The 21147-nt window shown below is 61.6% G+C and carries 18 protein-coding genes; 4 read left to right on the top strand and 14 right to left on the bottom strand.

Annotation, left to right across the window (positions count from 1 at the left end):
• Positions 1–104: 104 nt before the first annotated feature.
• Both QZH45_RS14925 and QZH45_RS14920 read right to left on the bottom strand, forming a co-directional pair.
• Positions 105–1553 carry an aldehyde dehydrogenase gene (locus tag QZH45_RS14925; RefSeq protein WP_024777694.1) on the bottom strand — a complete coding sequence of 483 codons (1449 nt, stop codon included), beginning with the start codon at positions 1551–1553 and terminating at the stop codon, positions 105–107.
• A gap of 107 nt (positions 1554–1660) precedes the next feature.
• The gene (locus tag QZH45_RS14920; RefSeq protein ID WP_024777695.1) at positions 1661–2491 is read right to left on the bottom strand and encodes a p-hydroxycinnamoyl CoA hydratase/lyase; all 831 of its coding nucleotides are present in this window, start codon (positions 2489–2491) and stop codon (positions 1661–1663) included.
• A gap of 214 nt (positions 2492–2705) precedes the next feature.
• Between QZH45_RS14920 and QZH45_RS14915 the strand changes: the two genes are divergently transcribed.
• Positions 2706–3191: a MarR family winged helix-turn-helix transcriptional regulator gene (locus QZH45_RS14915; protein ID WP_024777696.1), complete on the top strand. Its 486-nt coding sequence runs from the start codon at positions 2706–2708 to the stop codon at positions 3189–3191.
• Positions 3192–3332: 141 nt separating this feature from the next.
• On the opposite strand, the gene QZH45_RS14910 is transcribed toward QZH45_RS14915, so the two are convergent.
• Positions 3333–4637, bottom strand: coding sequence for an OprD family porin (locus tag QZH45_RS14910; protein ID WP_053191765.1), 1305 nt, complete (start codon positions 4635–4637; stop codon positions 3333–3335).
• A 309-nt stretch (positions 4638–4946) separates the two neighbouring features.
• Here QZH45_RS14910 and mhpT point away from each other — a divergent pair, with 309 nt between their 5' ends.
• Complete coding sequence (gene mhpT, locus QZH45_RS14905) at positions 4947–6158, top strand: 3-(3-hydroxy-phenyl)propionate transporter MhpT (protein ID WP_024777698.1); 1212 nt, start codon at positions 4947–4949, stop codon at positions 6156–6158.
• 113 nt (positions 6159–6271) lie between these two features.
• On the opposite strand, the gene QZH45_RS14900 is transcribed toward mhpT, so the two are convergent.
• Positions 6272–6907 (bottom strand): hypothetical protein, encoded by a 636-nt coding sequence (locus QZH45_RS14900; RefSeq protein ID WP_053191764.1) that lies wholly within the window; start codon positions 6905–6907, stop codon positions 6272–6274.
• A 238-nt stretch (positions 6908–7145) separates the two neighbouring features.
• On the opposite strand from QZH45_RS14900, the gene QZH45_RS14895 reads away from it, so the two are divergent.
• Positions 7146–7997: a CAP domain-containing protein gene (locus tag QZH45_RS14895; protein ID WP_024777699.1), complete on the top strand. Its 852-nt coding sequence runs from the start codon at positions 7146–7148 to the stop codon at positions 7995–7997.
• A 32-nt stretch (positions 7998–8029) separates the two neighbouring features.
• Here the strand turns inward: QZH45_RS14895 and QZH45_RS14890 are convergent, their stop codons facing one another.
• Positions 8030–8923, bottom strand: a complete 894-nt coding sequence (locus QZH45_RS14890) for an NAD(P)/FAD-dependent oxidoreductase (RefSeq protein ID WP_053191762.1) — start codon at positions 8921–8923, stop codon at positions 8030–8032.
• A gap of 143 nt (positions 8924–9066) precedes the next feature.
• On the opposite strand from QZH45_RS14890, the gene QZH45_RS14885 reads away from it, so the two are divergent.
• Entirely contained in the window at positions 9067–9516 is a 450-nt protein-coding gene (locus tag QZH45_RS14885) for an Rrf2 family transcriptional regulator (protein WP_053191759.1), read from the top strand.
• 63 nt (positions 9517–9579) lie between these two features.
• On the opposite strand, the gene mqo is transcribed toward QZH45_RS14885, so the two are convergent.
• The 9 genes from mqo to QZH45_RS14840 all read right to left on the bottom strand — a co-directional run bounded on the left by mqo (position 9580) and on the right by QZH45_RS14840 (position 21144).
• Positions 9580–11223: a malate dehydrogenase (quinone) gene (gene mqo / locus QZH45_RS14880; RefSeq protein ID WP_024777702.1), complete on the bottom strand. Its 1644-nt coding sequence runs from the start codon at positions 11221–11223 to the stop codon at positions 9580–9582.
• A gap of 543 nt (positions 11224–11766) precedes the next feature.
• Positions 11767–13137, bottom strand: coding sequence for an ATP-binding response regulator (locus tag QZH45_RS14875; RefSeq protein ID WP_024777703.1), 1371 nt, complete (start codon positions 13135–13137; stop codon positions 11767–11769).
• Positions 13121–14278 (bottom strand): alcohol dehydrogenase-like regulatory protein ErcA, encoded by a 1158-nt coding sequence (gene ercA / locus QZH45_RS14870; protein ID WP_392396967.1) that lies wholly within the window; start codon positions 14276–14278, stop codon positions 13121–13123. The genes QZH45_RS14875 and ercA overlap by 17 nt, the downstream gene beginning before the upstream one ends.
• Before the next feature lie 131 nt (positions 14279–14409).
• The gene (gene pqqA / locus QZH45_RS14865; protein WP_003243383.1) at positions 14410–14481 is read right to left on the bottom strand and encodes a pyrroloquinoline quinone precursor peptide PqqA; all 72 of its coding nucleotides are present in this window, start codon (positions 14479–14481) and stop codon (positions 14410–14412) included.
• A 238-nt stretch (positions 14482–14719) separates the two neighbouring features.
• Positions 14720–16240 (bottom strand): acetaldehyde dehydrogenase ExaC, encoded by a 1521-nt coding sequence (exaC, locus tag QZH45_RS14860; protein WP_069018205.1) that lies wholly within the window; start codon positions 16238–16240, stop codon positions 14720–14722.
• A 295-nt stretch (positions 16241–16535) separates the two neighbouring features.
• Positions 16536–18311: a PQQ-dependent alcohol dehydrogenase PedH gene (pedH, locus tag QZH45_RS14855; RefSeq protein ID WP_024777706.1), complete on the bottom strand. Its 1776-nt coding sequence runs from the start codon at positions 18309–18311 to the stop codon at positions 16536–16538.
• A 221-nt stretch (positions 18312–18532) separates the two neighbouring features.
• A complete protein-coding gene (locus QZH45_RS14850; RefSeq protein ID WP_069018203.1) occupies positions 18533–19483 on the bottom strand; it encodes a quinoprotein relay system zinc metallohydrolase 1 in 951 nt (316 codons plus the stop codon).
• A gap of 16 nt (positions 19484–19499) precedes the next feature.
• Positions 19500–20258, bottom strand: coding sequence for a quinoprotein dehydrogenase-associated SoxYZ-like carrier (locus QZH45_RS14845; RefSeq protein ID WP_055135187.1), 759 nt, complete (start codon positions 20256–20258; stop codon positions 19500–19502).
• Between the two features lie 10 nt (positions 20259–20268).
• The gene (locus QZH45_RS14840; RefSeq protein WP_055135188.1) at positions 20269–21144 is read right to left on the bottom strand and encodes a substrate-binding periplasmic protein; all 876 of its coding nucleotides are present in this window, start codon (positions 21142–21144) and stop codon (positions 20269–20271) included.
• Positions 21145–21147: the final 3 nt, after the last annotated feature.

Here is a 21147-nt window from a genome sequence, read left to right as displayed (position 1 = left end):
TGCGAGCGGAACGTGGCAGCGTCTGGCTGCGACCTTGTTATTGTTATGTCTGGCCTGCATCGGGGCGACGTTTCGAGACTCTGCCGCCCGCGATGCGATGGATATCAGATCGGGTAATGCCGGGGACCGTTCTGCAGTGTCACCCAGCGCAACTGGGTAAAATGCTCGATGGACGCCTTGCCGCCAAAACTGCCGTAACCGCTGGACTTGACCCCGCCGAAGGGCATCTGCGCCTCGTCGTGCACGGTCGGACCGTTGATATGGCAGATGCCCGATTCGATCCGTTGGGCCAAGGCCAGTGCCCGGCTGGTGTCGCGGCTGAAAATGGCCGCCGACAGGCCGAATTCGGAATCGTTGGCCAGGCGGAGCAAGGCTTCGTCACCGCTGCCGCGCAGCAACACCGCCACCGGACCAAAGGACTCTTCACGGTACAGGCGCATGTCCGGCGTCACCCCATCGAGCAGGGTCGGTTGCAGAATGCTGCCCTCCAACTGGCCGCCCGCCACCAGCGTGGCGCCTTTGGCCAGGGCATCGTCGATCATGCCCTTGATGCGCTGACCGGCACTGACGTCGACCAGAGAGCCCAGCACCGAATCACCGCTGGCTGGATCACCGGCACGCAACGTGGCGATTTTCGCTTTCAGCCGGGAAACGAAGGCATCGGCCACGCTCGCGTCCACGATCAGACGCTCGGTGGACATGCAGATCTGGCCCTGGTTGAAGTACGCCCCGAAGGCAGCCGCTTCCACCGCGGCGTCCAGGTCGGCGTCATCCAGCACGAGAAACGGTGCCTTGCCGCCCAGTTCCAACAGCGCCGGCTTGAGGTGACGGGCCGATAACTCACCTACGATACGCCCGACGTGGGTCGAACCGGTGAAGTTGACGCGGCGCACCGCCGGGTTAGCGATCAGTCGCTCAACGATCACCGCAGCGTCCGCAGGCGCATTGCAGATCACGTTGACCACACCATCACCCAACCCGGCGTCCTGCAGCACCTGGCCGATCAAGCGGTGCACCGCCGGGCTGATCTCCGACGCCTTGAGCACCACGGTGTTGCCGCAGGCCAGGGGCATGGCGATCGCGCGGGTGGCGAGAATCACCGGGGCATTCCATGGTGCAATGCCCAGCACCACGCCGCAGGGCTGGCGCAGGGCCATGGCAAAACTGCCGGGCACGTCCGAAGGAATGATCTCGCCGTTGATCTGAGTGGTCATGGCGGCGGCTTCGCGCAGCATGTTCGCCGCCAGGTGCACATTGAAGCCATACCAGTTGGCCATGGCGCCGGTTTCGCCGGCGGCGGCGATGAACTCAGCGCTGCGGGCCTGCAACTGCTCGGCCGCCCGCAGCAGACGGCTGCGACGTTCGTTGGGGGCCAGCGCGGCCCAGGCGGGAAACGCGGCATGCGCGGCGGCCACGGCCGCGTCGGCGTCTTCCACCGTGGCGGCGGCCACACGGGACACCACTTCTCCAGTCACCGGATTGCAACGCTCGAAAGTCCGACCGTCACGGGCGGGGCACGACTGGCCGCCGATCAACAGGGGCACGTCCAGCATGGTGATTCCTCTTTATTGTCTTTATCGGGAATACGTTCACGGTAGCGCCAAGGGCCTTTGACGAACAGCCTGCGGGCGCTTCTGGAGCCACCCGCTGCGCCTTCGTCTCAGCGCTTGTAGGCCTGCAGGCCCGGCTTGATGCTCTTGTCGTCGAGGAACTGCTTCATCCCTTGTTCGCGACCGCCCTCTTTGTCCAGCAGGCGCGACTGGTCGAGCTTGGCGTACAGGTAATCTTCGTTTTGCTCCCAGGTCAGTTCGCGGCAACGCTTGAAGCCGTGCTTGGCCGCCCGTAGTACCACCGGGTTTTTCTCCAGCAGGTTGCGCGCCAGCTCTATCGTGACTTCACGCAACTGCGCCAGGGGTACGCTTTCGTTGACCAGCCCCATCTCGGCGGCTTTCTGCCCACCGAAGGTCTTGCCGGTCATGATGTAGTACAGCGACTGGCGATGCCCCACGGTATCGGCCATGGCCTTGCTGACGAGGTTGCCGGGCGGGATGCCCCAGTTGATTTCCGACAGGCCGAACGTCGCTTCGTCGGCGCAGATCGCCAGGTCGCAGGCCACCAGCGGGCTGAAGCCGCCACCGAAGCACCAGCCGTTGACCATGGCAATGGTCGGCTTGGCGTACATGCGCAGCAACTTCCACTGCCATTGGGAGGCTTCGCGGCGGATCTTCTCCTGAAGAATTTCCGGGCCTGCGTCCACCTCGCGGAAATACTCCTTGAGATCCATGCCGGCGGTCCAGGCATCACCGGCTCCGGTCAGCACGAGTACGCCGGCGGCTGGATCCTGTTCCAGGGTTTCCAATACGTCGATCATCTCGCGATTAAGGGTCGGGCTCATCGCATTGCGTTTTTCCGGGCGATTGAGGGTGACCCAGGCGATGCCTTCCTCGACGTCGACTTTGACCGTTGTCCAGCGACCTTCGTAATTGCTCATGACACGTGCTCTCTAGTTCTCGGCTGAAGATGAGCAAAAGCTAAACCGCAAAACTAGTTATGTCAATTAACTATTAATCGATTTACCCAAGTATGTCCGTTCACAAAAATGACGCGCTCGGTCAACGAATGTTTAATCGACCGTAGCCATCGGGGCATAACCTCGGCAAACTGGATAGCCTTGTTAATAATTTACCTTGAGGATGCTTTTTTCGATGGCCAAGTCTTCCAAGCTTGCCGAACCCGCCGGGATCGTGACTGACGGCGGCACTGCGCCGGCGCCGCTGGACTCCGCGCTGGATGACCTGATCGGTTACGCCCTGCGTCGCGCCCAACTGAAACTGTTCCAGAACCTCATCAGCCAACTGGCCGTTCATGATCTGCGGCCGGCACAGTTCTCGGCGCTGGCGATCATCGACCAGAACCCCGGCCTGATGCAGGCCGACCTGGCCAAGGCCCTGGCGATCGAACCGCCGCAAGTGGTGCCGCTGTTGAACAAGCTGGAAAGCCGTGCGCTGGCCGTGCGGGTGCGCTGCAAGCCCGACAAGCGCTCCTATGGGATATTCCTGAGCAAGACCGGCGAAACCCTGCTCAAGGAACTCAAGCAGATCGCCGCCCAGAGCGACCTCGACTCCACGGCTGCCCTCTCCGGTGCGGAGCGGGAAGAATTGTTGCGGTTGTTGAAGAAGGTCTATCAGTAGCAGGATGCTTTTGTGGTGCTGGAGGTGTGGGAGCAAGGCTTGCCCGCGACAAGGGCGATGCGGTCTGTCAGAAATCGAGGCGCCTGTTTCGCGAGCAAGCTTTGCTCCCACAGATATTTTCACCACAAGAAAGTTTGGCTGTTACCAAATGGGCACGCTGTACGTCACCAGGAACCGAGTCTGGTTCTCATCGCGAAACGCCGCGCTGCCCGGAAAGTCATTGCGGTAGATCGACTTGCGCGCCAGCAACCCGACACCCTTCAACGGACCGCTCTGGATCACATACCCCAGCTCCATCTGAAACTCACGCTCCTTGCGGTCATCGGCACCAAGGGCGGCCAGGTCAATGTGGTCACCGCGCACATAACGCAAGCGCGTTCTCAGCCCGGGCACCCCGACTGCGGCGAAGTCGTAGTCGTGGATAGCCTGCCAGGTGCGCTCCCGGGCATTGAGGAAATCCGAACTCATGGTCATCTCGCTCAAGCCCATCAACTCGGTGCCGGACACATAGGGCGTGGCGGTATCTCCACTGGCGTGCATGTAGCCCACGCTGACCCGATGGCCGCCCCAGCGATAGCCGACCAGCGCCGAAACATTGCGATTGTCCACCTTGCCGGCCTTGGCGGCACCGTCCTCACGACTGAAAAAGCTGCGCACATCCGTAGTCAAGACGCCGTCACCCAAGGTCAGGTTATGCAGCAACGCCAGGGTGTCCTGCTGATAGAGATCCGCCACCTCGGCGTGATAGGCGCGCAAGCTGAGGTCTTTGTTGATCTGGTAATCGCCGCCGGCATACACCATGTGGGATGCAGTGGCCGCGCCGTTGAAGCGGCGATTGGGTGAGGCGATGCTCATTGGCTGGTAGTCGGTGGAGTCGCGCCGGTTGATGCGATCGATGTAGCCGGTGTTCAGCGTCAGCCCTTCAATGTCCTTGGAACTGAGCGTCGTGCCGCGGAAGGTCTGCGGCAGCAACCGTGACGGGCTGGCGAACGCAAACGGCAAGAAAATCGACACATCGCCGGTCTTCACCAGGGTCTGACCAAAGCGCAGCTTGCCGGTCAGGGCCAGGCGTGAGTACTCGTCCGCAGCGCGCTTGTCGCTGCTGGACACCGGCAGCAGTTCGGTACCGCTGCGATCGGGCGAAGAGTCGAGCTTGATCCCCAGCAGTCCCCGGGCGTCGACGCCGAAACCGAGGGCGCCGGGCGTGAAGCCCGACTCCATGTTCATGATCGCCCCTTGGGCCCATTCCCTGGTCGCCGTCTTGGCGCCGTCGTCCTTGTAATCGCGGTCCATGTAGTAGTTGCGCAGGGTCAGGGTGCCGTGGCTGTCGTCGATCAATCCCGCGGCCGACGAAGTGGCCGAAGACAGGCTCAGCCCCAGGACCAGCAGATGAGCGAGACGTGTAGCTGGGGATGCTGCACAAGCCCCCCGGACAAGGTTCGGCATGTTCGAAGTCCTTTTATTGTTGTTGTTTTTTAGCGGTCCCCTACGGTTTGAGGGAGCCCGGAGCAGGAGAATGGAAACCGAGTCCCCTCCCCGTCAATCCGCAATGACCGATAATCGAACATTAATATCATTAACCATTTTTTCGATTCTTCCTAAATTAGATCCCAACCTACTGTTTTTATTAGTGATCTACGCTCAATAACGCCACAAATCGACACCATTCATTTTTTAGTTAGGTTTGTTAATCTGAATTCTCCTTTCCGGCTGGCTGAAAGCCAGTCCCTGACAAAAACAATAAGAGGACTTGTCATGAACCATCCGGCGCGTCGTGCGACGCTGACCATCGCCTTGTGTTTCATCGTTGCTCTGATTGAGGGTTTCGACCTGCAATCGGCCGGCACCGCGGCTGCCGGCCTGCGGCAGACTTTTGTGCTGGACCCGAAAATGATGGGCTGGGTGTTCAGCGCGGGAATCATCGGGCTGCTACCCGGGGCCTTTTTCGGGGGCTGGATTGCGGATCGCATCGGCCGCAAGAAGATCCTTGTCGGTGCTGTGCTGCTGTTCGGTGTGTTCTCCCTCGGCACCGCTCATGTCGAGCAGTACTCCAGCCTGCTGATGGTGCGTTTCATGACGGGCCTGGGTCTTGGCGCCGCCCTGCCCAACCTGATCGCCCTGTGCGCCGAGGCCGTGGGCGAACAGCGACGGGGCACGGCCATCAGCGTGATGTACGCGGGCGTACCGCTGGGGGGGGCGTTGGCGGCCGTGGTCGCGATGCTGTTTGGTGAACATTGGCAGATGACTTTCCTCATCGGCGGCCTGGCGCCACTGCTGGTGGTACCGCTGATGCTGCTGTGGCTGCCGGAGTCCAGCGCCTTTCGCCAGGCGCGGGATGTCGGAGCTGAGGCCCGCGGTTCTACTGGCCAGGCGCTGTTCGGGGACGGGCGGGGACGCACCACCCTCGCGCTGTGGATGAGTTATTTCTTCACACTGACGGTCATGTACATGCTGCTCAACTGGCTGCCGTCGTTACTGCTGGAACAAGGTTTCAGCAAGCCCCAGGCCGGGTTGGTACAGATGCTGTTCAATATTGGCGGAGCCCTAGGCTCGTTGCTTGGCGGCCTGCTGCTGGACCGTTGCGATGGGGTCAGGGTGGTGCTGTTCGTCTATGCCGGGTTGTTGAGCGCCCTGGCCGGGGTTGGCTTGTCGGTCGGTATCATACCGATGGCCATCGCCGGATTCTGCGCCGGCCTGTTTGTCATGGCCGCGCAACTGGTGCTGTACGCCCTGGCGCCTCCCTCTTATCCGACAGCCGTACGTGCCACCGGCGTCGGCGCGGCGGTTGCCATCGGCAGGCTGGGTTCAGTCGCAGGCCCCTTGGCTGCCGGACAGATCCTGGCTGCCGGAGCGGGAACTACGGGGGTATTATTGGCGACTTCGCCAGGGTTGTTGATCGCGGCGTTGGCCGCAATCAGTGTGATGGTTCGCGCAATGCCGCCAAGTGGGGCGCAGGCAGTGCGTTGATTGCCTCAATCTTCGTTGTGAAGGTCCTTCTGTGGCCAGGGAGCCTGCTCCCTCGCCACAGGTGATTTCACACTCACATGTCTCGCTTTATACACATCCAGGCTTGCGACTGTTCAATCCGTAATGCTGGCCGCCAACACGCTGAGTGTGCGGCGCTGGGGATTCCAGACACTCAGGCACCAAACGCCCCACCACTGCAGACCGTCGTCGAAATAGTCACTCCAGGGATCCCGTGCGGGATCGGGTTCGTCGCTGGCCAGCCAGTTGACGTTGAAATTATCGACCCAGTTCAGTACCTCCACCTCGACACCGGCTTCAAGCCCGAGCAGGTCGAGCCACTCCCTGAACAGCACTTCTGAGTCGCCGTCGCTGAAGCGGGTACCGTAAGGCGGCTCGCAAAAGGCCTCATACAAGGCGAACGGTGGCGGGTTATGCGCATGCTTGTCGGCGTCCATGAGTTGCGCGATCTCTTGCCGGTTCAGAGGCTTCGCCATGGCCATGTCCAGGTCCCAGGCCATGTCGGGAGGCGTCGCGCCGGCGCAGCGGGGATCGAGGATCATCTGGCGATGTCGCTCCAGCCACAGATGCTTGATGGCGAGGAATAATTGATCCACGGCCTGGCGGTGATACGCAGGGGTGATCGCCTCACCGGCGTCAAGGGCGCACACGAGAAAATCGAAGGCGCACCCGGCCTTTTCCATCCGCTGACGCAGCGATGCGCTGGCCTGCTGCTCAATCGTTTTCAACATGACGGCCTCCCTTATCCCTTCACGTACACCACTGGCGCCGGGCTGTTCTTCCGGATTTTATGGCTTTGAAACGACAATCGTGGACTTATTCGGCAGAAAACTGATCCCACTACATGAGGATTGTCCCAACCAGTACCAGACGGTACTGTTCCGGGATTTCAAAAGAGCGTGAATACCGTTGCCCCAGTGGGGCAAAAAATTGCGCATCATAGGCGCCGTCCGCTCAAGGGAGATTTACATGCGTGCCATTTCATCCATCCTGCGCCTGGCCGTGCTGTCACTGGGGCTGGCGTTCACCGTCGGTGCCGTGGCTACCGAAGAGACGCAACTGATCGAGTCCATCAACCTGTATCGCAGCCAATCCCAGAGCTGCTCGGACCAGGCATCCCTGGAATTGCCGCCGTTGGCGATGGACTCGCGGCTGATCCTGTCGGCCAACGGCATTGGCGACCTGCAGCAAGCGCTGGCACGCACGGCCTATCCGATGGTCAATGTTCAGGCAATCAGCCTGTCCGGGCCGCGCAACGCGCAATCGGCGATGAAAGCCATACAGGAAAGTTTTTGCCAGGTGGTGCTGGACCCGCAGTTTGTCGACATCGGCGTCAGCCGCCTGGATCGCGAATGGCGCATTGTGCTGGCGCGCCCCTTGTTGTCGGCACGCCTGGCGGACTGGCAAACCGAAGGCCAGAAGCTGCTGAAGCTGATCAATAGCGCTCGTGCCCAGCCACGCCGGTGCGGGAGCGAGGCGTTCGAGGCGACCACGCCACTGTCCTGGAACGCCACCCTGGCCCTTGCCGCTGTGACGCACACCCGAGCCATGGCGAACAACAACTTCTTCGACCACAAGGACCGCGATGGCCGCATGCCAGGTGACCGCGCCGAGCTGGCCGGCTATCTGGGCCAGTTGATCGGCGAGAACATCGCCGCCGGACAGGACACTGCCCTGAAAGTGGTGGACGGTTGGCTGGCCAGTCCGGGACATTGCGCCAACCTGATGAATCCGAAGTTTCGCGAACTGGGTGCAGGTTACGCCGTGGACCCGAAGAGTGATGCGGGCATCTACTGGACCGCCATGTTCGGCACTCAATAGAGCTCCAGTGGGGCCGCGTTGCGGCCCTGGCCTCACTCCTTCGCAAATATCAATGACCGATGCACCCCCGATCCTGCCCTCACCCCATCGCCGACGGAGAGCGCGACCGACCCGAATGGCATCGCCGCGTCGCCGCAGGCAAACACCCCCGGTACGCTGGTTTCGCGGGTGAGATCGGTCTGGATAAAGGCCCCGAGCGGGCCGTCTTCCAGATCGCAGCCAAGGGACGCAGCCAGCGAGCCGGCCACACGGGTGCGTGGCAGGACAAACAAACCATCGATCGCCACTACCTGGCCATCTGCCAGGGCGACATTGGCCCGTTCCCCCTCAATGCGTTCGATACGTTCAGATACCAGGGTAACGCCCCGCTGCCCGAGACTCGCCCGCTGTGGCGCGTCTGGCTCGAAGGCGCCATTGAGAAAGAACGTGGTGGGCCCCCAGTCCGGAAGCATCAGCGCATGGTGCAACGACATTTCTGAAGTCGCCAATACGCCAATAGGTCCTTGCTGCAGTTCATAACCGTGACAGTAAGGGCAATGGAAAACGCTCTTGCCCCAACGCTCCGCCAGCCCTTCAACCTCGGGCAGATCATCGATGACTCCCGTGGCCAATAGCAGACGCCGGGCGCTGTAGCATTGGCCCTGGGCGGTTTCCAGGGTGAAGCCACCTGCCTGGGGAGTGGCACTGATAGCGGTGTCCGAAAGCCATTCTACGGTCGAGTAGGCCATGAGCTGGGCACGGGCATCATCAACGATGTCACCGGGCGCCCGGCCGTCCTGGCCAAGAAAGCCGTGGGAGGTCGCGGCGAATCGGTTGCGACGCAGGCCGGCATCGATCAGCAACACCTTGCGCCGGGCGCGGGCCAGTTGAAGCCCTGCGGACATACCGGCGTAACTGCCGCCTGCAATGATGACGTCGTAGTGCATGATCGATCTCCAAGGGAAGTGTCGACGAATGGAAAGTCTCGACACATCGTAAGTTCCTTGAAAAGCGCCTGTCAACGATCTCGTAACTTTTACAATTACAGGCGATACTCGCACCTGCCGAAGCCACAGAAACCACGCCCATCATGAGAACCGACACTCGCCTGTCCCGCATGCTCCACGTCCTGATCCACATGGACCGTCACCAACAATCCGCCACCTCGGACACCATCGCCCAGATGCTGGGCACCAATCCGGTGGTGGTGCGCAGGACCATGGCGTTGCTCAAGGAACAGGGCTATGTCACCTCGGAAAAAGGTCATCGGGGCGGCTGGACCCTGAGCAAGCCCCTGTCGGACATGACCTTGCTCGACATCCACCAGGCCTTGGGCAGTACCTCGATTTTTTCCATCGGCCTGTCCACTGACCACCCCCAATGTCTGGTAGAACAAGCGGTCAACGGGGCATTGACCGACGCCTTCGATGAGGCCCAGGCATTGCTGCTCAAGCGCTTGGGCAGCATTACCCTGGCGCAGTTGGCGGAGGATTTTGACCGACGCTTTCGGGACGCGCCCGCGACCGCGGCGCACCGCTGATTTGCCAATAAAAAACGCCGCTCAATGAGCGGCGTTCTTGTATATCACCAGACCGTATCCGGCTTACAACGCCATGTCGGCCGCCGGGTTGCCGTCGCTTTTGACAGCAGGCTTTGCCGGTGCCGCAGGGACGCCTGGCTTGCCGATCGCCGGCGGCGGATCCAGTTGCAGGACCTGGCTGGTGTAAGCCCACTCCTGCGCCACGCGCTCAGGGCTCTCGTTGAGCTTGGTGCCGTAGCTTGGCACGATCTGGTGCAGTTTTTCCTGCCAGGCCGGGCTGGCGACCTTGTCCTTGAAGACCTTCTCCAGCACGCTCAGCATGATTGGGGCGGCGGTCGAGGCGCCTGGCGATGCACCCAACAGGCCGGCGATGCTGCCGTCCTGGGAGGCAACCACTTCAGTGCCGAGCTTCAGGACGCCGCCCTTCTCCTCGTCACGCTTGATGATCTGCACACGCTGGCCGGCCTGCCACAGGCGCCAGTCTTCCTGCTTGGCTTCCGGGAAGTACTCCTTCAGCGCATTGAAACGATCCTCATCCGACAGCATAAGCTGGCCGGCCAGGTATTCGACCAGTGGGTACTGCTCGATACCGACCTTGGTCATCGGCCAGACGTTGTGAGTCGTGGTGCTGGTCAGCAGGTCGAAGTACGAACCGTTCTTCAGGAACTTGGTGGAGAAGGTCGCGAACGGGCCAAACAGAATCACACGCTTGCCATCGAGCACGCGGGTGTCCAGGTGCGGAACCGACATCGGTGGCGCACCAACCGAAGCCTTGCCATAGGCCTTCGCCATGTGCAGTTGGGCGACGGTCGGGTTTTCGGTGACCAGGAACGAACCACCCACCGGGAAGCCGGCGTATTCGCGGGCTTCCGGGATGTCGGACTTCTGCAGCAGGTGCAAGGCTCCGCCGCCAGCACCGATGAACACGAACTTGGCGTCGGTCTCGGTTTCGGTACCGTCCTTCAGGTTCTTGTAGGACACGCGCCAGGTGCCGTCTTCATTGCGAGTGATGTCTTCCACTTCGCTGGACAGTTTCAGCGAGAAGTTCGGCCTGGTTTGCAGGTAAGCGGCAAACTGGCGGGTGATTTCACCGAAGTTCACGTCGGTACCCAGTGGACTCCAGGTGGCCGCGACTTTCTGGCTCGGATCACGCCCTTGCATCATCAGCGGAACCCACTTGCTGATCTGCGCGGGGTCTTCGGAGTACTGCATACCGGCGAACAACGGGCTGGCCTGGAGGGCTTCGTAGCGCTTCTTCAGGAAAGCGATGTTGTCGTCGCCCCACAGGAAACTCATGTGCGGCGTGGAGTTGATGAACGAGCGCGGGTTCTTCAGCACGCCGTTCTTGACCTGCCAGGACCAGAACTGACGGGAGATCTGGAAGGCTTCGTTGATCTCGATGGCCTTGGCGATCTCGACCTTGCCGTCCTTGTCTTCCGGCGTGTAGTTCAGCTCGGCCAACGCGGAGTGACCGGTACCGGCATTGTTCCAGCCGTTGGAGCTTTCTTCGGCAACACCGTCCAGGCGCTCGACCATTTCCATGGTCCAGCCCGGCTCCAGCTCATTGAGCCAGACGCCGAGTGTCGAGCTCATGATGCCCCCACCAATGAGCAGGACGTCCACTTTATTTGCCTCGGCGGCGTGCGTGGTCGCAAGACCCATCGCCATCGCCAGGCCCAGCAGCGCCGTGTGTGTTTTCTTCAACATGTGTGTATCCCTAGGATGGAACGCCATTCCACCCTCCGGTCTGTTCAAGGACAAACCAAGCCCATGGCCGGGAAAACCAGCATGACGGGTTCGAATGGACTGGAGGATGGACCTACAGGACCGCGCGAAACGGCGGCCTCAAGTTTTATGTCTCTCCGGCACTGACTTCTTGTAGGTCTTGGCTTCAGCTGGGTGAGGGACACTGCAAAACGTCTAGTGGCCTGTATGGTTGATTTGAGTACACAAATTAGCCGCACAGGCCACTCGATCGGGGCAGGCGTGGCCGTGCCCGATTGTCGCAGCGGGGGGAGTTTACAGAATGAAATAACCAGACCGAAGCCTCTTTTTTCATTCGGGACGAAAACGCCGACCAAATGGCGGCGTTTTGATGGCGGTCTTCAGCTCGAAAAAATTTGAGGGTTACTTGCAAAACCCTGTGGGAGCGAGCCTGCTCGCGATAGCGGTGGGTCAGTTTACATTGATGTTAGACATGCCGCCGCCATCGCGAGCAGGCTCGCTCCCACAAGGTGTTTGCGGTGGAGGCTAGCCCAGCAACTGGCTCAACACCGCCCGCAACTTGCCCGGCTTGACCGGTTTGTTGAGCAGCGGCGCATTCAGTTTGCGCAAGGCCCGGCGGCACTGGTCGCTGCGGTCGGCGGTGATGATCACGGCCGGGATGGTCTGGTGGAAACGCTCACGCAGGTGCTTGACCACCTCGCAGCCGACCACACCATGATCCAGATGGAAATCCGCCAGGATAAGCTCTGGTGCTTGGCCTTGCAGCACTTCGATAGCGGCCGCTTCGTCGGTGGCGGTCAGCACGTCGCAGCCCCACTGCCCCAGCAGTGCAGCCATGCTTTGCAGGATGCTGAGTTCATTGTCGATCACCAGCAGCCGGCGTCCGGGCAACGGGTTGCCGGTAATCGCCTGGACGGGCGTCTCGGACAACGGCAGCGGTTTTTCATCCGACAGCGGCACGTCGATGCTGAACACCGAGCCGCGCCCTGGCCGGGAACGCACCTGGACCCGATAGCCCAGGATATGAGCGATGCGTTCGACAATCGCCAATCCCAGTCCCACACCTTTGCGGTCCGCCGCCCGGCCCACGTCCAACTGATTGAATTCGAGAAAAATCGACTCCAGGCAGTCGGCGGCAATACCGCGCCCCGTGTCCCAGACTTCCAGGCTCAAGCGCCCTCCCCGGCGCCTGGCGGTCAGGAGAATGCCGCCCTGGTCCGTGTAGCGGCAGGCGTTGCTGAGCAGATTGCGCAAGATACGCGTCAGCAGACGCAGATCGGTCATGACCACTTCTTCGCCAAAACGCGCGCGCAACTCCAGCCCCGCGGCGCCCGCCACCGATTGAAACTCGGAAACCAACGGCGCCAGCAACTCGTCCAGTCGATAGGACGCGATGTCCGGGCGAACCGCAGCCTGGTCCAGCCGGGAGATATCCAGCAGATCGGTGAGTAGATCTTCCGCGCCCTCCAGGGCCTGGTGAGTGCGCTCCACCAGGACCTGCTCAGGGTTCGGCAACTGACGCTCGCGCAGCGTGGCGATCAGCAGGCGCGCGGCGTTGAGCGGCTGGAGCAGGTCGTGACTGGCGGCGGCCAGGTACTTGTCCTTGCTGCGGTTGGCGGCCTGTGCGGCGTCGCGGGCGTCGCGCAACTGTTGCTCGACGAGCTTGCGCTGGGCGATCTGCTGCTGGAGGTTGTGATTGGCTTCCAGCAGTTCATCGGTGCGCTCGGCCACCCGCTGTTCCAACTGGTCGTTGAGTTGTTGCAGGCGCTGGCGGGCCAGCTCCAGATCCTCCAGACGCGCCGCCAGCTCGGGATAATGGCTCTTGCGCGTCGAATGATTGCCCAGCCCCAGCAGCCCGGCCAGGGCTCTTTGCTGTTCGTCAGAGGGCTTCGCCATAAACGACCTCGACATCCCGCTGGCTCGACTCCCGAGGGTTGGTGAGGATGCACGGATCATGCATTGCATGCTGCGACAGGAAAGGAATATCCGAAGTACTCACCCCGTGCAGTCCCAGGGTTTCGTGGAAACCGATGGTGCGCTTGAGCGCAATCAGGTGTTCCACCAATCGAGTGCGGATCTGCCGATGATTCAATCCACGGCAGTCGATGCCCAGCGTCTCGGCGATTACCTTGAAACGGTCCGGCGCCGAGGTGTAGTTGAATGCCACGACATGCTCCACCAACACCGCGTTGCACAACCCATGGGGCAGGTCCAGAAAGCCCCCCAGGCTGTGGGACATGGCGTGCACGGCACCGAGAATGGCATTGGAGAACGCCAGCCCGGCCTGCATGCTGCCGAGCATGATCTTTTCCCGCAGGGCGACGTCGCCCGGGTTAGCGATCATCTGCACCAGGTTGCTGTTGATCAGCCGCATCGCCTCCAGCGCATGGGGGTCGGTGAGCGGGCCATGACCGGTGGAGACGAAAGCCTCGATAGCGTGCACCAGCGCGTCGATGCCCGTACAGGCCGACAGGAACGGGTCCATGCTCAGTGTGGTTTCCGGGTCGATCAGCGAGACGTCCGGCACGGCGGCCTTGCTGACAATGGAAAACTTCATGCGCTCCTGCTGGTTGGAGATGATCACGAACTGCGAGACATCGGCCGAAGTTCCGGCAGTGGTGGGAATCAGGATCAGCGGTGGGCTGGGCACATGCAGGGTGTCGACGCCTTCGAACTCGAGGATATTGCGGCCATGGGCGACGACGATCCCGATGGCTTTGCCGCAGTCCATGGGACTGCCGCCACCGACTGCGACGATGACGTCACAGTGGTTTTCCCGGTACAACTCGGCACCGAGCATCACTTCCTCGACCCGGGGATTGGGCGAAACGTCGCTGTAGATGCAGTAATCGATACCCAGGGCCTGGAGACTTGACTCGACATCCCCCACCCAGCCGGCGGCGATGACGCCGGGATCGGTGACCACCAACACCTTGCGGGCGCCGAAGGTCTGGGCGTAATTACCGACATTGTGCCGGCAACCGGCGCCGAACATGATTTCAGGTGAAACGAACTTGCGCAGCGGGCTGAGGCTCATCTTTACAGGTGCATGGCTCATTGGTAAGCCTGTTCTTATTGTGTTGGATACCCAGAGCCTAAAGCATCCCGCCGCGAATGCAATCAGACCAATGGGTAGCCCGGCCTGAACGCATCAGGCCGGGCCGACACTCATCGATTGGCGAAATACATCGTCACTTCGAAGCCGATACGCAGGTCGGTGTACGCGGGTTTAGTCCACATGGGTCTTTCCTCTTCTTGTACCGGGTGATTCCGGCAAGGTCATTAATGCACGGGGTGCCGTGGGTTCGAATGCTACTTTCGAAGCGGTGGGTGGGGTGCGTTGGTAGCAGGTTCTACACATCAAATGTGGGAGCGAGCCTGCTCGCGATGGCGGCAGGTCGGCCAACACAACTGTCGACTGATCCGGCTTCATCGCGAGCAGGCTCGCTCCCACAGGGTTCAGCGCTGTTTCCGAAAGTTAGAAAAAGCCCAACGGGTTGATGTCATAGCTCACCAGCAGGTTCTTGGTCTGCTGGTAGTGATCGAGCATCATCTTGTGGGTTTCACGACCCACGCCGGACTTCTTGTAGCCACCGAACGCCGCGTGGGCCGGGTACAGGTGGTAGCAGTTGGTCCAGACGCGCCCGGCCTTGATCGCCCGGCCCATGCGGTAGGCGCGGTTGATGTCGCGGGTCCACAGGCCGGCGCCGAGGCCGAACTCGCTGTCGTTGGCGATCGCCAGGGCTTCGGCCTCGTCCTTGAAGGTGGTCACGCCCACCACCGGGCCGAAGATTTCCTCCTGGAACACGCGCATTTTGTTGTGGCCCTTGAGCAGGGTCGGCTGGATGTAGTAGCCACTCGACAAGTCGCCCTCCAGACGCTCGACCGCGCCGCCGGTCAGCAGTTCGGCACCCTCCTCGCGGGCGATGTCCAGGTACGAAAGGATCTTGTCGTATTGCTGTTCGGACGCCTGGGCGCCGACCATGGTTTCGGTATCCAGTGGGTTGCCACGTTTGATCTTGGCGATTTTCTTCATGACTTCGGCCATGAACGGTGCATAGATCGACTCCTGCACCAGCGCGCGGGATGGGCAGGTGCAGACTTCGCCCTGGTTGAAGAACGCCAGCACCAGGCCTTCGGCCGCCTTCTCGATAAACGCCGGCTCGGCCTGCATGATGTCTTCGAAGAAGATGTTCGGCGACTTGCCGCCCAGTTCCACGGTGGACGGGATAATGTTCTCGGCGGCGCACTTCATGATGTGCGAGCCCACCGGGGTGGAACCGGTAAAGGCGATCTTGGCGATACGCTTGCTGGTCGCCAGGGCTTCACCAGCTTCGCGACCAAAACCATGGACGATGTTCAATACACCGGCCGGCAGCAGGTCGGCGATCAGTTCTGCAAAAACCATGATCGACAGCGGCGTCTGTTCCGCTGGCTTGAGCACGATGCAGTTGCCCGCCGCCAGGGCTGGCGCGAGCTTCCAGGCCGCCATCAGCAGCGGGAAGTTCCATGGGATGATCTGCCCGACCACACCCAGCGGTTCATGGAAATGGTAAGCGGTGGTCAACTCGTTGATCTCGGCCGCGCCGCCTTCCTGGGCGCGGATGCAACCGGCGAAATAACGGAAGTGATCGGCCGCCAGCGGTACGTCGGCGTTGAGGGTTTCGCGCACGGCCTTGCCATTATCCCAGGTTTCGCTGACAGCGAGGATCTCCAGGTTCTGCTCGATACGGTCGGCGATCTTCAGCAGCACCAGGGAGCGGTCCTGTACCGACGTCTTGCCCCAGGCATCGGCGGCGGCATGGGCTGCGTCCAGGGCCTTGTCGATGTCAGCGGCGCTGGAGCGCGGGAATTCAGCGATCACCTGGCCATTGACCGGTGATGTGTTGGTGAAGTATTCGCCATGCACCGGTGCGACGAATTCGCCACCGATGAAGTTGCCATAGCGCGGCTTGAAGGAAACGACGGCGCCTGGGGTTCCGGGTTGTGCGTAGATCATGATGGGCCTCTGCCTGGTCGATGCCTGTCACGGGACAGGCGATAGGCCGATGGTAGAGAGCCCCGCCTGCCGGACGAATGCGTCGTTGGCAGGAGGGGCTCTCGTTATTTGGTCGTAGATTTGTGGGTTGGAGTGCGGAAAGCTGGAATCGGCGCTGTTGTTCTGTGGGAGCAAGGCTTGCCCGCGATGAAGTTGACGCGGCTCATCCTGAAACCGAGGCGTCTCCATCGCGGGCAAGCCGTGCTCCCACAGGTTGCTGTCTCACCACAGAGACAGCGCCCTGCTCTGCTTCAACTCAACGCTTGGCCACCAGATCCTTCGGCAGCTTGAAGGTCCAGAGCATCCCGCCCTGGTTGAAGTCCTTCACCCGCTTGGCCACTTCACCGCCCCACAACGGCACGGCGCCGCCCCAACCCGAAACCACGGAGACATACTGCTCGCCGTCCATTTCCCAGGTAATCGGCGAGCCGAGTACGCCGGAGCCGGTCTGGAATTCCCAGACTTTCTCCCCGGTCTTGGCGTTGAAGGCCTGGAGGAACCCTTCAGGCGTGCCGGTGAAGACCAGGTTGCCCTTGGTGGTCAGCACCCCGCCCCACAGCGGCGCGTAGTTCTTGTGGCGCCAGACTTCCTTGCCGGTCTTCGGATCGATGGCCCGCAGTACGCCGATGTAATCCTCGTTCAGCGGCTTGATGGTGAACCCGGCCCCGAGAAACGCCGCGCCTTTCTTGTAGGCGATGCCCTCGTTCCAGATGTCCATGCCCCACTCGTTGGAAGGCACGTAGAACAGCCCGGTGTCCTTGTTGTAGGCCATCGGCATCCAGTTCTTCGCGCCGAGGAACGCCGGAGCAACGAACACCGAGCTGCCCTTGGCTTCGCTGCCCGGCGCGCCGGGCCGGCTGGCCTCGTTGTAGATCGGCCGACCGTCCTTGTCCAGGCCGGTGGCCCAGGTGATCTTGTCGACGAACGGGAAGCCACGGATGAACTTGCCGTTGGTGCGATCGAGCACGTAGAAGAAGCCGTTACGGTCAGCGGTGGCCGCTGCCTTGATCTCCTTGCCGCCTTCCTTGTAGTTGAAGGAGATCAGCTCGTTGACGCCGTCATAGTCCCAACCGTCGTGGGGCGTGCTCTGGAAGTGCCACTTGATGGTGCCGTCGTCCGGATTAAGGGCAAGTCGCGACGAGGAATAAAGGTTGTCGCCAGGACGCAGGTGGGAGTTCCACGGGGCCGGGTTACCGGTGCCGAACAGCAGCAGATTGGTTTCCGGATCGTAGTAGCCGCCCAGCCAGGGCGCAGCGCCGCCGGTTTTCCAGAGGTCTCCCGGCCAGGTCTTGCCGGCCTCGCCACCGGAGATGCCGTTCTCGATGGCCTTGCCGTCCTTGTAGACGTAGCCCATATGGCCTTCCACGGTCGGACGGGTCCACAGCAGGTCACCGTTTTTCGGATCGAACGCGCTGATCTGGCCCACCACGCCAAACTCGCCGCCCGCCACGCCGGTGATCAGCTTGCCGTTGACGACAATGGGGGCGGCGCTGATGGAGTAACCTTCCTTGTGATCGGCGACCTTCTTGCTCCATACCACCTTGCCGGTGTCCTTGTTCAAGGCGACCAGCTTGGCATCGAGGGTACCGAAGAACACCAGGTCACCGTACAACGCCACGCCACGGTTGATCACGTCGCAGCAGGGACGGATGTCATCGGGCAGGCGCGCGTCGTACTGCCAGAGCTTCTTGCCGGTACGCGCGTCCACCGCGAACACCCGCGAATAGGATCCGGTGAGGTACATCACCCCATCCTTGATCATCGGCTGGGCCTGCTGGCCGCGCTGTTTTTCGCCGCCGAAGGAGAACGCCCAGACCGGCCGCAGTTCCTTGACGTTATTGACATTGAGGGTATCGAGCGGGCTGTAGCGCTGGCCCTGGACACCAAGGCCGTTGGTGACGATCTGTTGCGGGTTCTTCGGGTCCTGGAGAATTTCCTGATCGGTCACGGCGGCCAAGGCCGAACCGGACAGCAGCATGGCACTGAGCAGCAGGCTCACGGCGAAGGGTTGGCGACGTGCGGGATGAGTCATGACGGCTACCTCTGCGGTTATTGTTATACCCGGGAATTTTTCCCGGTCTGGCACAGATTCTTGGGCTCGGGGCCGTTGCCAACAATTGCACGCTGTGTTGAGTTTTCTAGTTCCTTGGTACATGTAAGACACACACAATCCCTTGTGGCGAGGGAGTTTGCTGTGGGAGCAAAGCTTGCTCGCGATGAAAACGCCTCGGTTTCAAATAGACCGCGGTGTCTTCATCGCGGGCAAGCCTTGCCCCCACAGAGAGGGACTTCCACCCGCTTCATCCCCACCCGCTCATACCGCGGATAAAGATGACTGACACTGCGAATCAGCTCATAGCGGCTCAGGCTGATCCCGGCAAAGCGCTCGGGAATGGGGCTGCGGATCATCTCGGCCATGTCATCGCCACGGGCCGCGCCGTCGCGCATCAATTGATCGAGCCAGCCCAGGTAGTCGCGCATCTGCGCAAAGGGCCCGGCATCGCTCGCCACCGGGCCATGGCCGGGGACGATCAGTTTCCAGGGCAAGGCCTGCAGGGTGTCCAGGTCATTGAGCCAGACCTCCAGTCCCGGGCTGTTTGGCGTGGTCAGGGCACGCTCGTAGAACACCAGGTCACCGGCGAACAGCACGCCGGTGGTTTCGTCCAGGATCGCCAGGTCAGCCCCGGTGTGCCCGGCCAGTTGCAGTAGTCGCAACGAATGATTGCCCACCTTCAGCGTACCCGGAGCCAATACCTGGGTCGGCAACACCACCTCGGTGCCACGCATCCAGTCACCTACCAACCGGTACATGTTTTCCGCCATGGCATCGCCCTGTTGGCGGAGCAGGTCCGTGGTGCCTGCAAGCGCACCGATAGGTACGTCGCTGAAAGCCTGGTTGCCCAGCACATGATCTGGATGATGATGGGTCAACAGTACCTGGACCACCGGTTTGCCCGTGGTCGCCGCAATGACTTGGCGCAGGGCCTCCCCGTAACGCTTCGACGGTCCGGTATCGATCACCACCACGCCGGCATCGGTGACGATGAAGCCGGTGTTTACGATGTTGCCACCGTTGGCCTTGGCGAAATTCTCGGTGCTGCCTTCCAGCAGCCATGTGCCCTCGGCAATCTGCCGGGGCTTGAGCGAATAATCCGCGCAGGCCCACGCCGGCAGGCACAAGCAGATCAATAACATCCAGCGCATGGCGCGCTCCTTGGGGTCAGGGGATCGCCGCCTCGAATTGATTGCCACCGTTGTCGCGCAACATCAGGCGGGTCTGCCCGGGGCCTTGTACGTCGAAGCCCAGGTTGGGGTTTTCGCTGACCGCCGGGAACAGCTCAAGGCGCGCCAGCACTTGGCCGTCGGCGTCCAGCAATTGAGCCTGGTTGAGGAAAAACTCAGGAATGCCGCTTACCAGGCCGTTGTCCATCGGATGGGCCACCTGCAAGCGCAGGCGGCTGATGTCGCCTCGTGGATAACGGGCGCCGAGTACTTCGCCCAAGTGCTCTTCCCAGCCCGGCTGGGTTCGCACCACGCTCGGCGCCGTACAGCCACCGCCGGCCGCGTCGATCAGGGTCGAGCCGACGTGCCACAGGCCGTCGCGGGTCTGCACGGCGGCGCGCAATGGTGTGGCCTGCTCGATGCGTATGCGGATCGACAGCCAGGGCAACACCCGCTCCCCCGGCTGGAAATCGACGATCCTGGGCAGTGGATTGAGCTCAGCCCAGGCCAGCATCCGGACCACGTCACCGGTAAAGGCGCGGGCATCGATTTCCAGCGGCACCTGGCGCGCATCTTCGGCAAAGGGCGGCGCCAGCAGCCGGACCCGTTCGTCGAATACGAACGGTGCGTCACCCAGCAGTTGCTTGTGATAGAACGCCCACATCACCGACGGAACCGGATCCTTTCCCGGCTCGACCGCCGCCAGCGTCATCATCGGCAAGCCGAACCCCAGCAGACAGCACGCGAGCCATTTCATCCCTGCGCTCCTATTGGTACATTTCCGGCACGTCGTAACGCAGGCCGTAATGGGCGTAGACCGCCTTGAGGCTGCCGTCGCGGATGAGACCTTCCAGCGCCTCTTCCACTGCATAGGCCAGCTGCCGGTTGCTCTCATGCACCGCCATGCCGATCTCCCAACGCTGCTTGCCCATGTTCGGGTAGGCATTTTCCGCCAGGGCCAATTGCGGATCGGCCGCCTCGTGGACCTGCCAGTCGACCTCCCCGCGCATGGCCATGACGGCATCGACTTCCCCGGCCTGCATGGCTTTGAACGCCTGGCCGACGCTGGGGTAGTGACGGGTCCTGGCGCTGAGCATGCCGTTGAATACCGACGTCAGATAGAACGAAGGCACGCTGTCCACTTCAACCCCGATGGGGTGCTGCTGGAACACCGCAACGCTGCCCACCGAATCCAATCGCCGGTGGTCATAAGCCACCTGCCAGCATTCCTGCTGGTAAGGGCCGAACATCACTACCTGGGCGTTCTCCAGTTCACCGATATCATTGCGTCTTTGCACGTAATCGTGGTCGTAGGGTACGCGCATCATCAGATCGGCCAGTTGACGGTCATGCAGCGGACTGCTGCGCCAGATGTAATCGCGCAAATCGTCATCAAGCTTCTCGCCGGGTGGCGCCCATATCAGTTTCAGGCGCACACCCAGCGTCTTCGCCAAGGCCTGGGCCAGTTCCACATCAACGCCCCTGGGCTGGCCGTCGGCTTCGAAGCTGTATGGCGCGAAGTCCTTGTAGACCGCAACCTTCAACTCACCGGCGGCGATCATCTGATCGTAGCTGCGCACTTGCGCCTGTACGGCCTGGCTACACAGCAGTGCGCCGCAGATCACCCACACGAACAGACGCATGGC

The organism is Pseudomonas corrugata, from assembly GCF_050920615.1.
GTDB classification, from domain to species: Bacteria; Pseudomonadota; Gammaproteobacteria; order Pseudomonadales; family Pseudomonadaceae; genus Aquipseudomonas; species Aquipseudomonas corrugata.
Note: the sequence above shows the minus strand (reverse complement) of the source record. Positions and strands in the feature narration are given on the sequence as shown.

Coding starts and splice junctions, on each gene's coding strand:
- QZH45_RS14885 (WP_053191759.1), top strand. CDS start 9,067: ATGAGAACCGACACTCGCCTGTCCCGCATGCTCCACGTCCTGATCCAC.
- QZH45_RS14900 (WP_053191764.1), bottom strand. CDS start 6,907: ATGTTGAAAACGATTGAGCAGCAGGCCAGCGCATCGCTGCGTCAGCGG.
- ercA (WP_392396967.1), bottom strand. CDS start 14,278: ATGAGCCTCAGCCCGCTGCGCAAGTTCGTTTCACCTGAAATCATGTTC.
- mhpT (WP_024777698.1), top strand. CDS start 4,947: ATGAACCATCCGGCGCGTCGTGCGACGCTGACCATCGCCTTGTGTTTC.
- QZH45_RS14915 (WP_024777696.1), top strand. CDS start 2,706: ATGGCCAAGTCTTCCAAGCTTGCCGAACCCGCCGGGATCGTGACTGAC.
- QZH45_RS14895 (WP_024777699.1), top strand. CDS start 7,146: ATGCGTGCCATTTCATCCATCCTGCGCCTGGCCGTGCTGTCACTGGGG.
- QZH45_RS14920 (WP_024777695.1), bottom strand. CDS start 2,491: ATGAGCAATTACGAAGGTCGCTGGACAACGGTCAAAGTCGACGTCGAG.
- QZH45_RS14875 (WP_024777703.1), bottom strand. CDS start 13,137: ATGGCGAAGCCCTCTGACGAACAGCAAAGAGCCCTGGCCGGGCTGCTG.
- QZH45_RS14850 (WP_069018203.1), bottom strand. CDS start 19,483: ATGCGCTGGATGTTATTGATCTGCTTGTGCCTGCCGGCGTGGGCCTGC.
- QZH45_RS14840 (WP_055135188.1), bottom strand. CDS start 21,144: ATGCGTCTGTTCGTGTGGGTGATCTGCGGCGCACTGCTGTGTAGCCAG.
- mqo (WP_024777702.1), bottom strand. CDS start 11,223: ATGTTGAAGAAAACACACACGGCGCTGCTGGGCCTGGCGATGGCGATG.
- QZH45_RS14890 (WP_053191762.1), bottom strand. CDS start 8,923: ATGCACTACGACGTCATCATTGCAGGCGGCAGTTACGCCGGTATGTCC.
- pedH (WP_024777706.1), bottom strand. CDS start 18,311: ATGACTCATCCCGCACGTCGCCAACCCTTCGCCGTGAGCCTGCTGCTC.
- exaC (WP_069018205.1), bottom strand. CDS start 16,240: ATGATCTACGCACAACCCGGAACCCCAGGCGCCGTCGTTTCCTTCAAG.
- QZH45_RS14925 (WP_024777694.1), bottom strand. CDS start 1,553: ATGCTGGACGTGCCCCTGTTGATCGGCGGCCAGTCGTGCCCCGCCCGT.
- QZH45_RS14845 (WP_055135187.1), bottom strand. CDS start 20,258: ATGAAATGGCTCGCGTGCTGTCTGCTGGGGTTCGGCTTGCCGATGATG.
- QZH45_RS14910 (WP_053191765.1), bottom strand. CDS start 4,637: ATGCCGAACCTTGTCCGGGGGGCTTGTGCAGCATCCCCAGCTACACGT.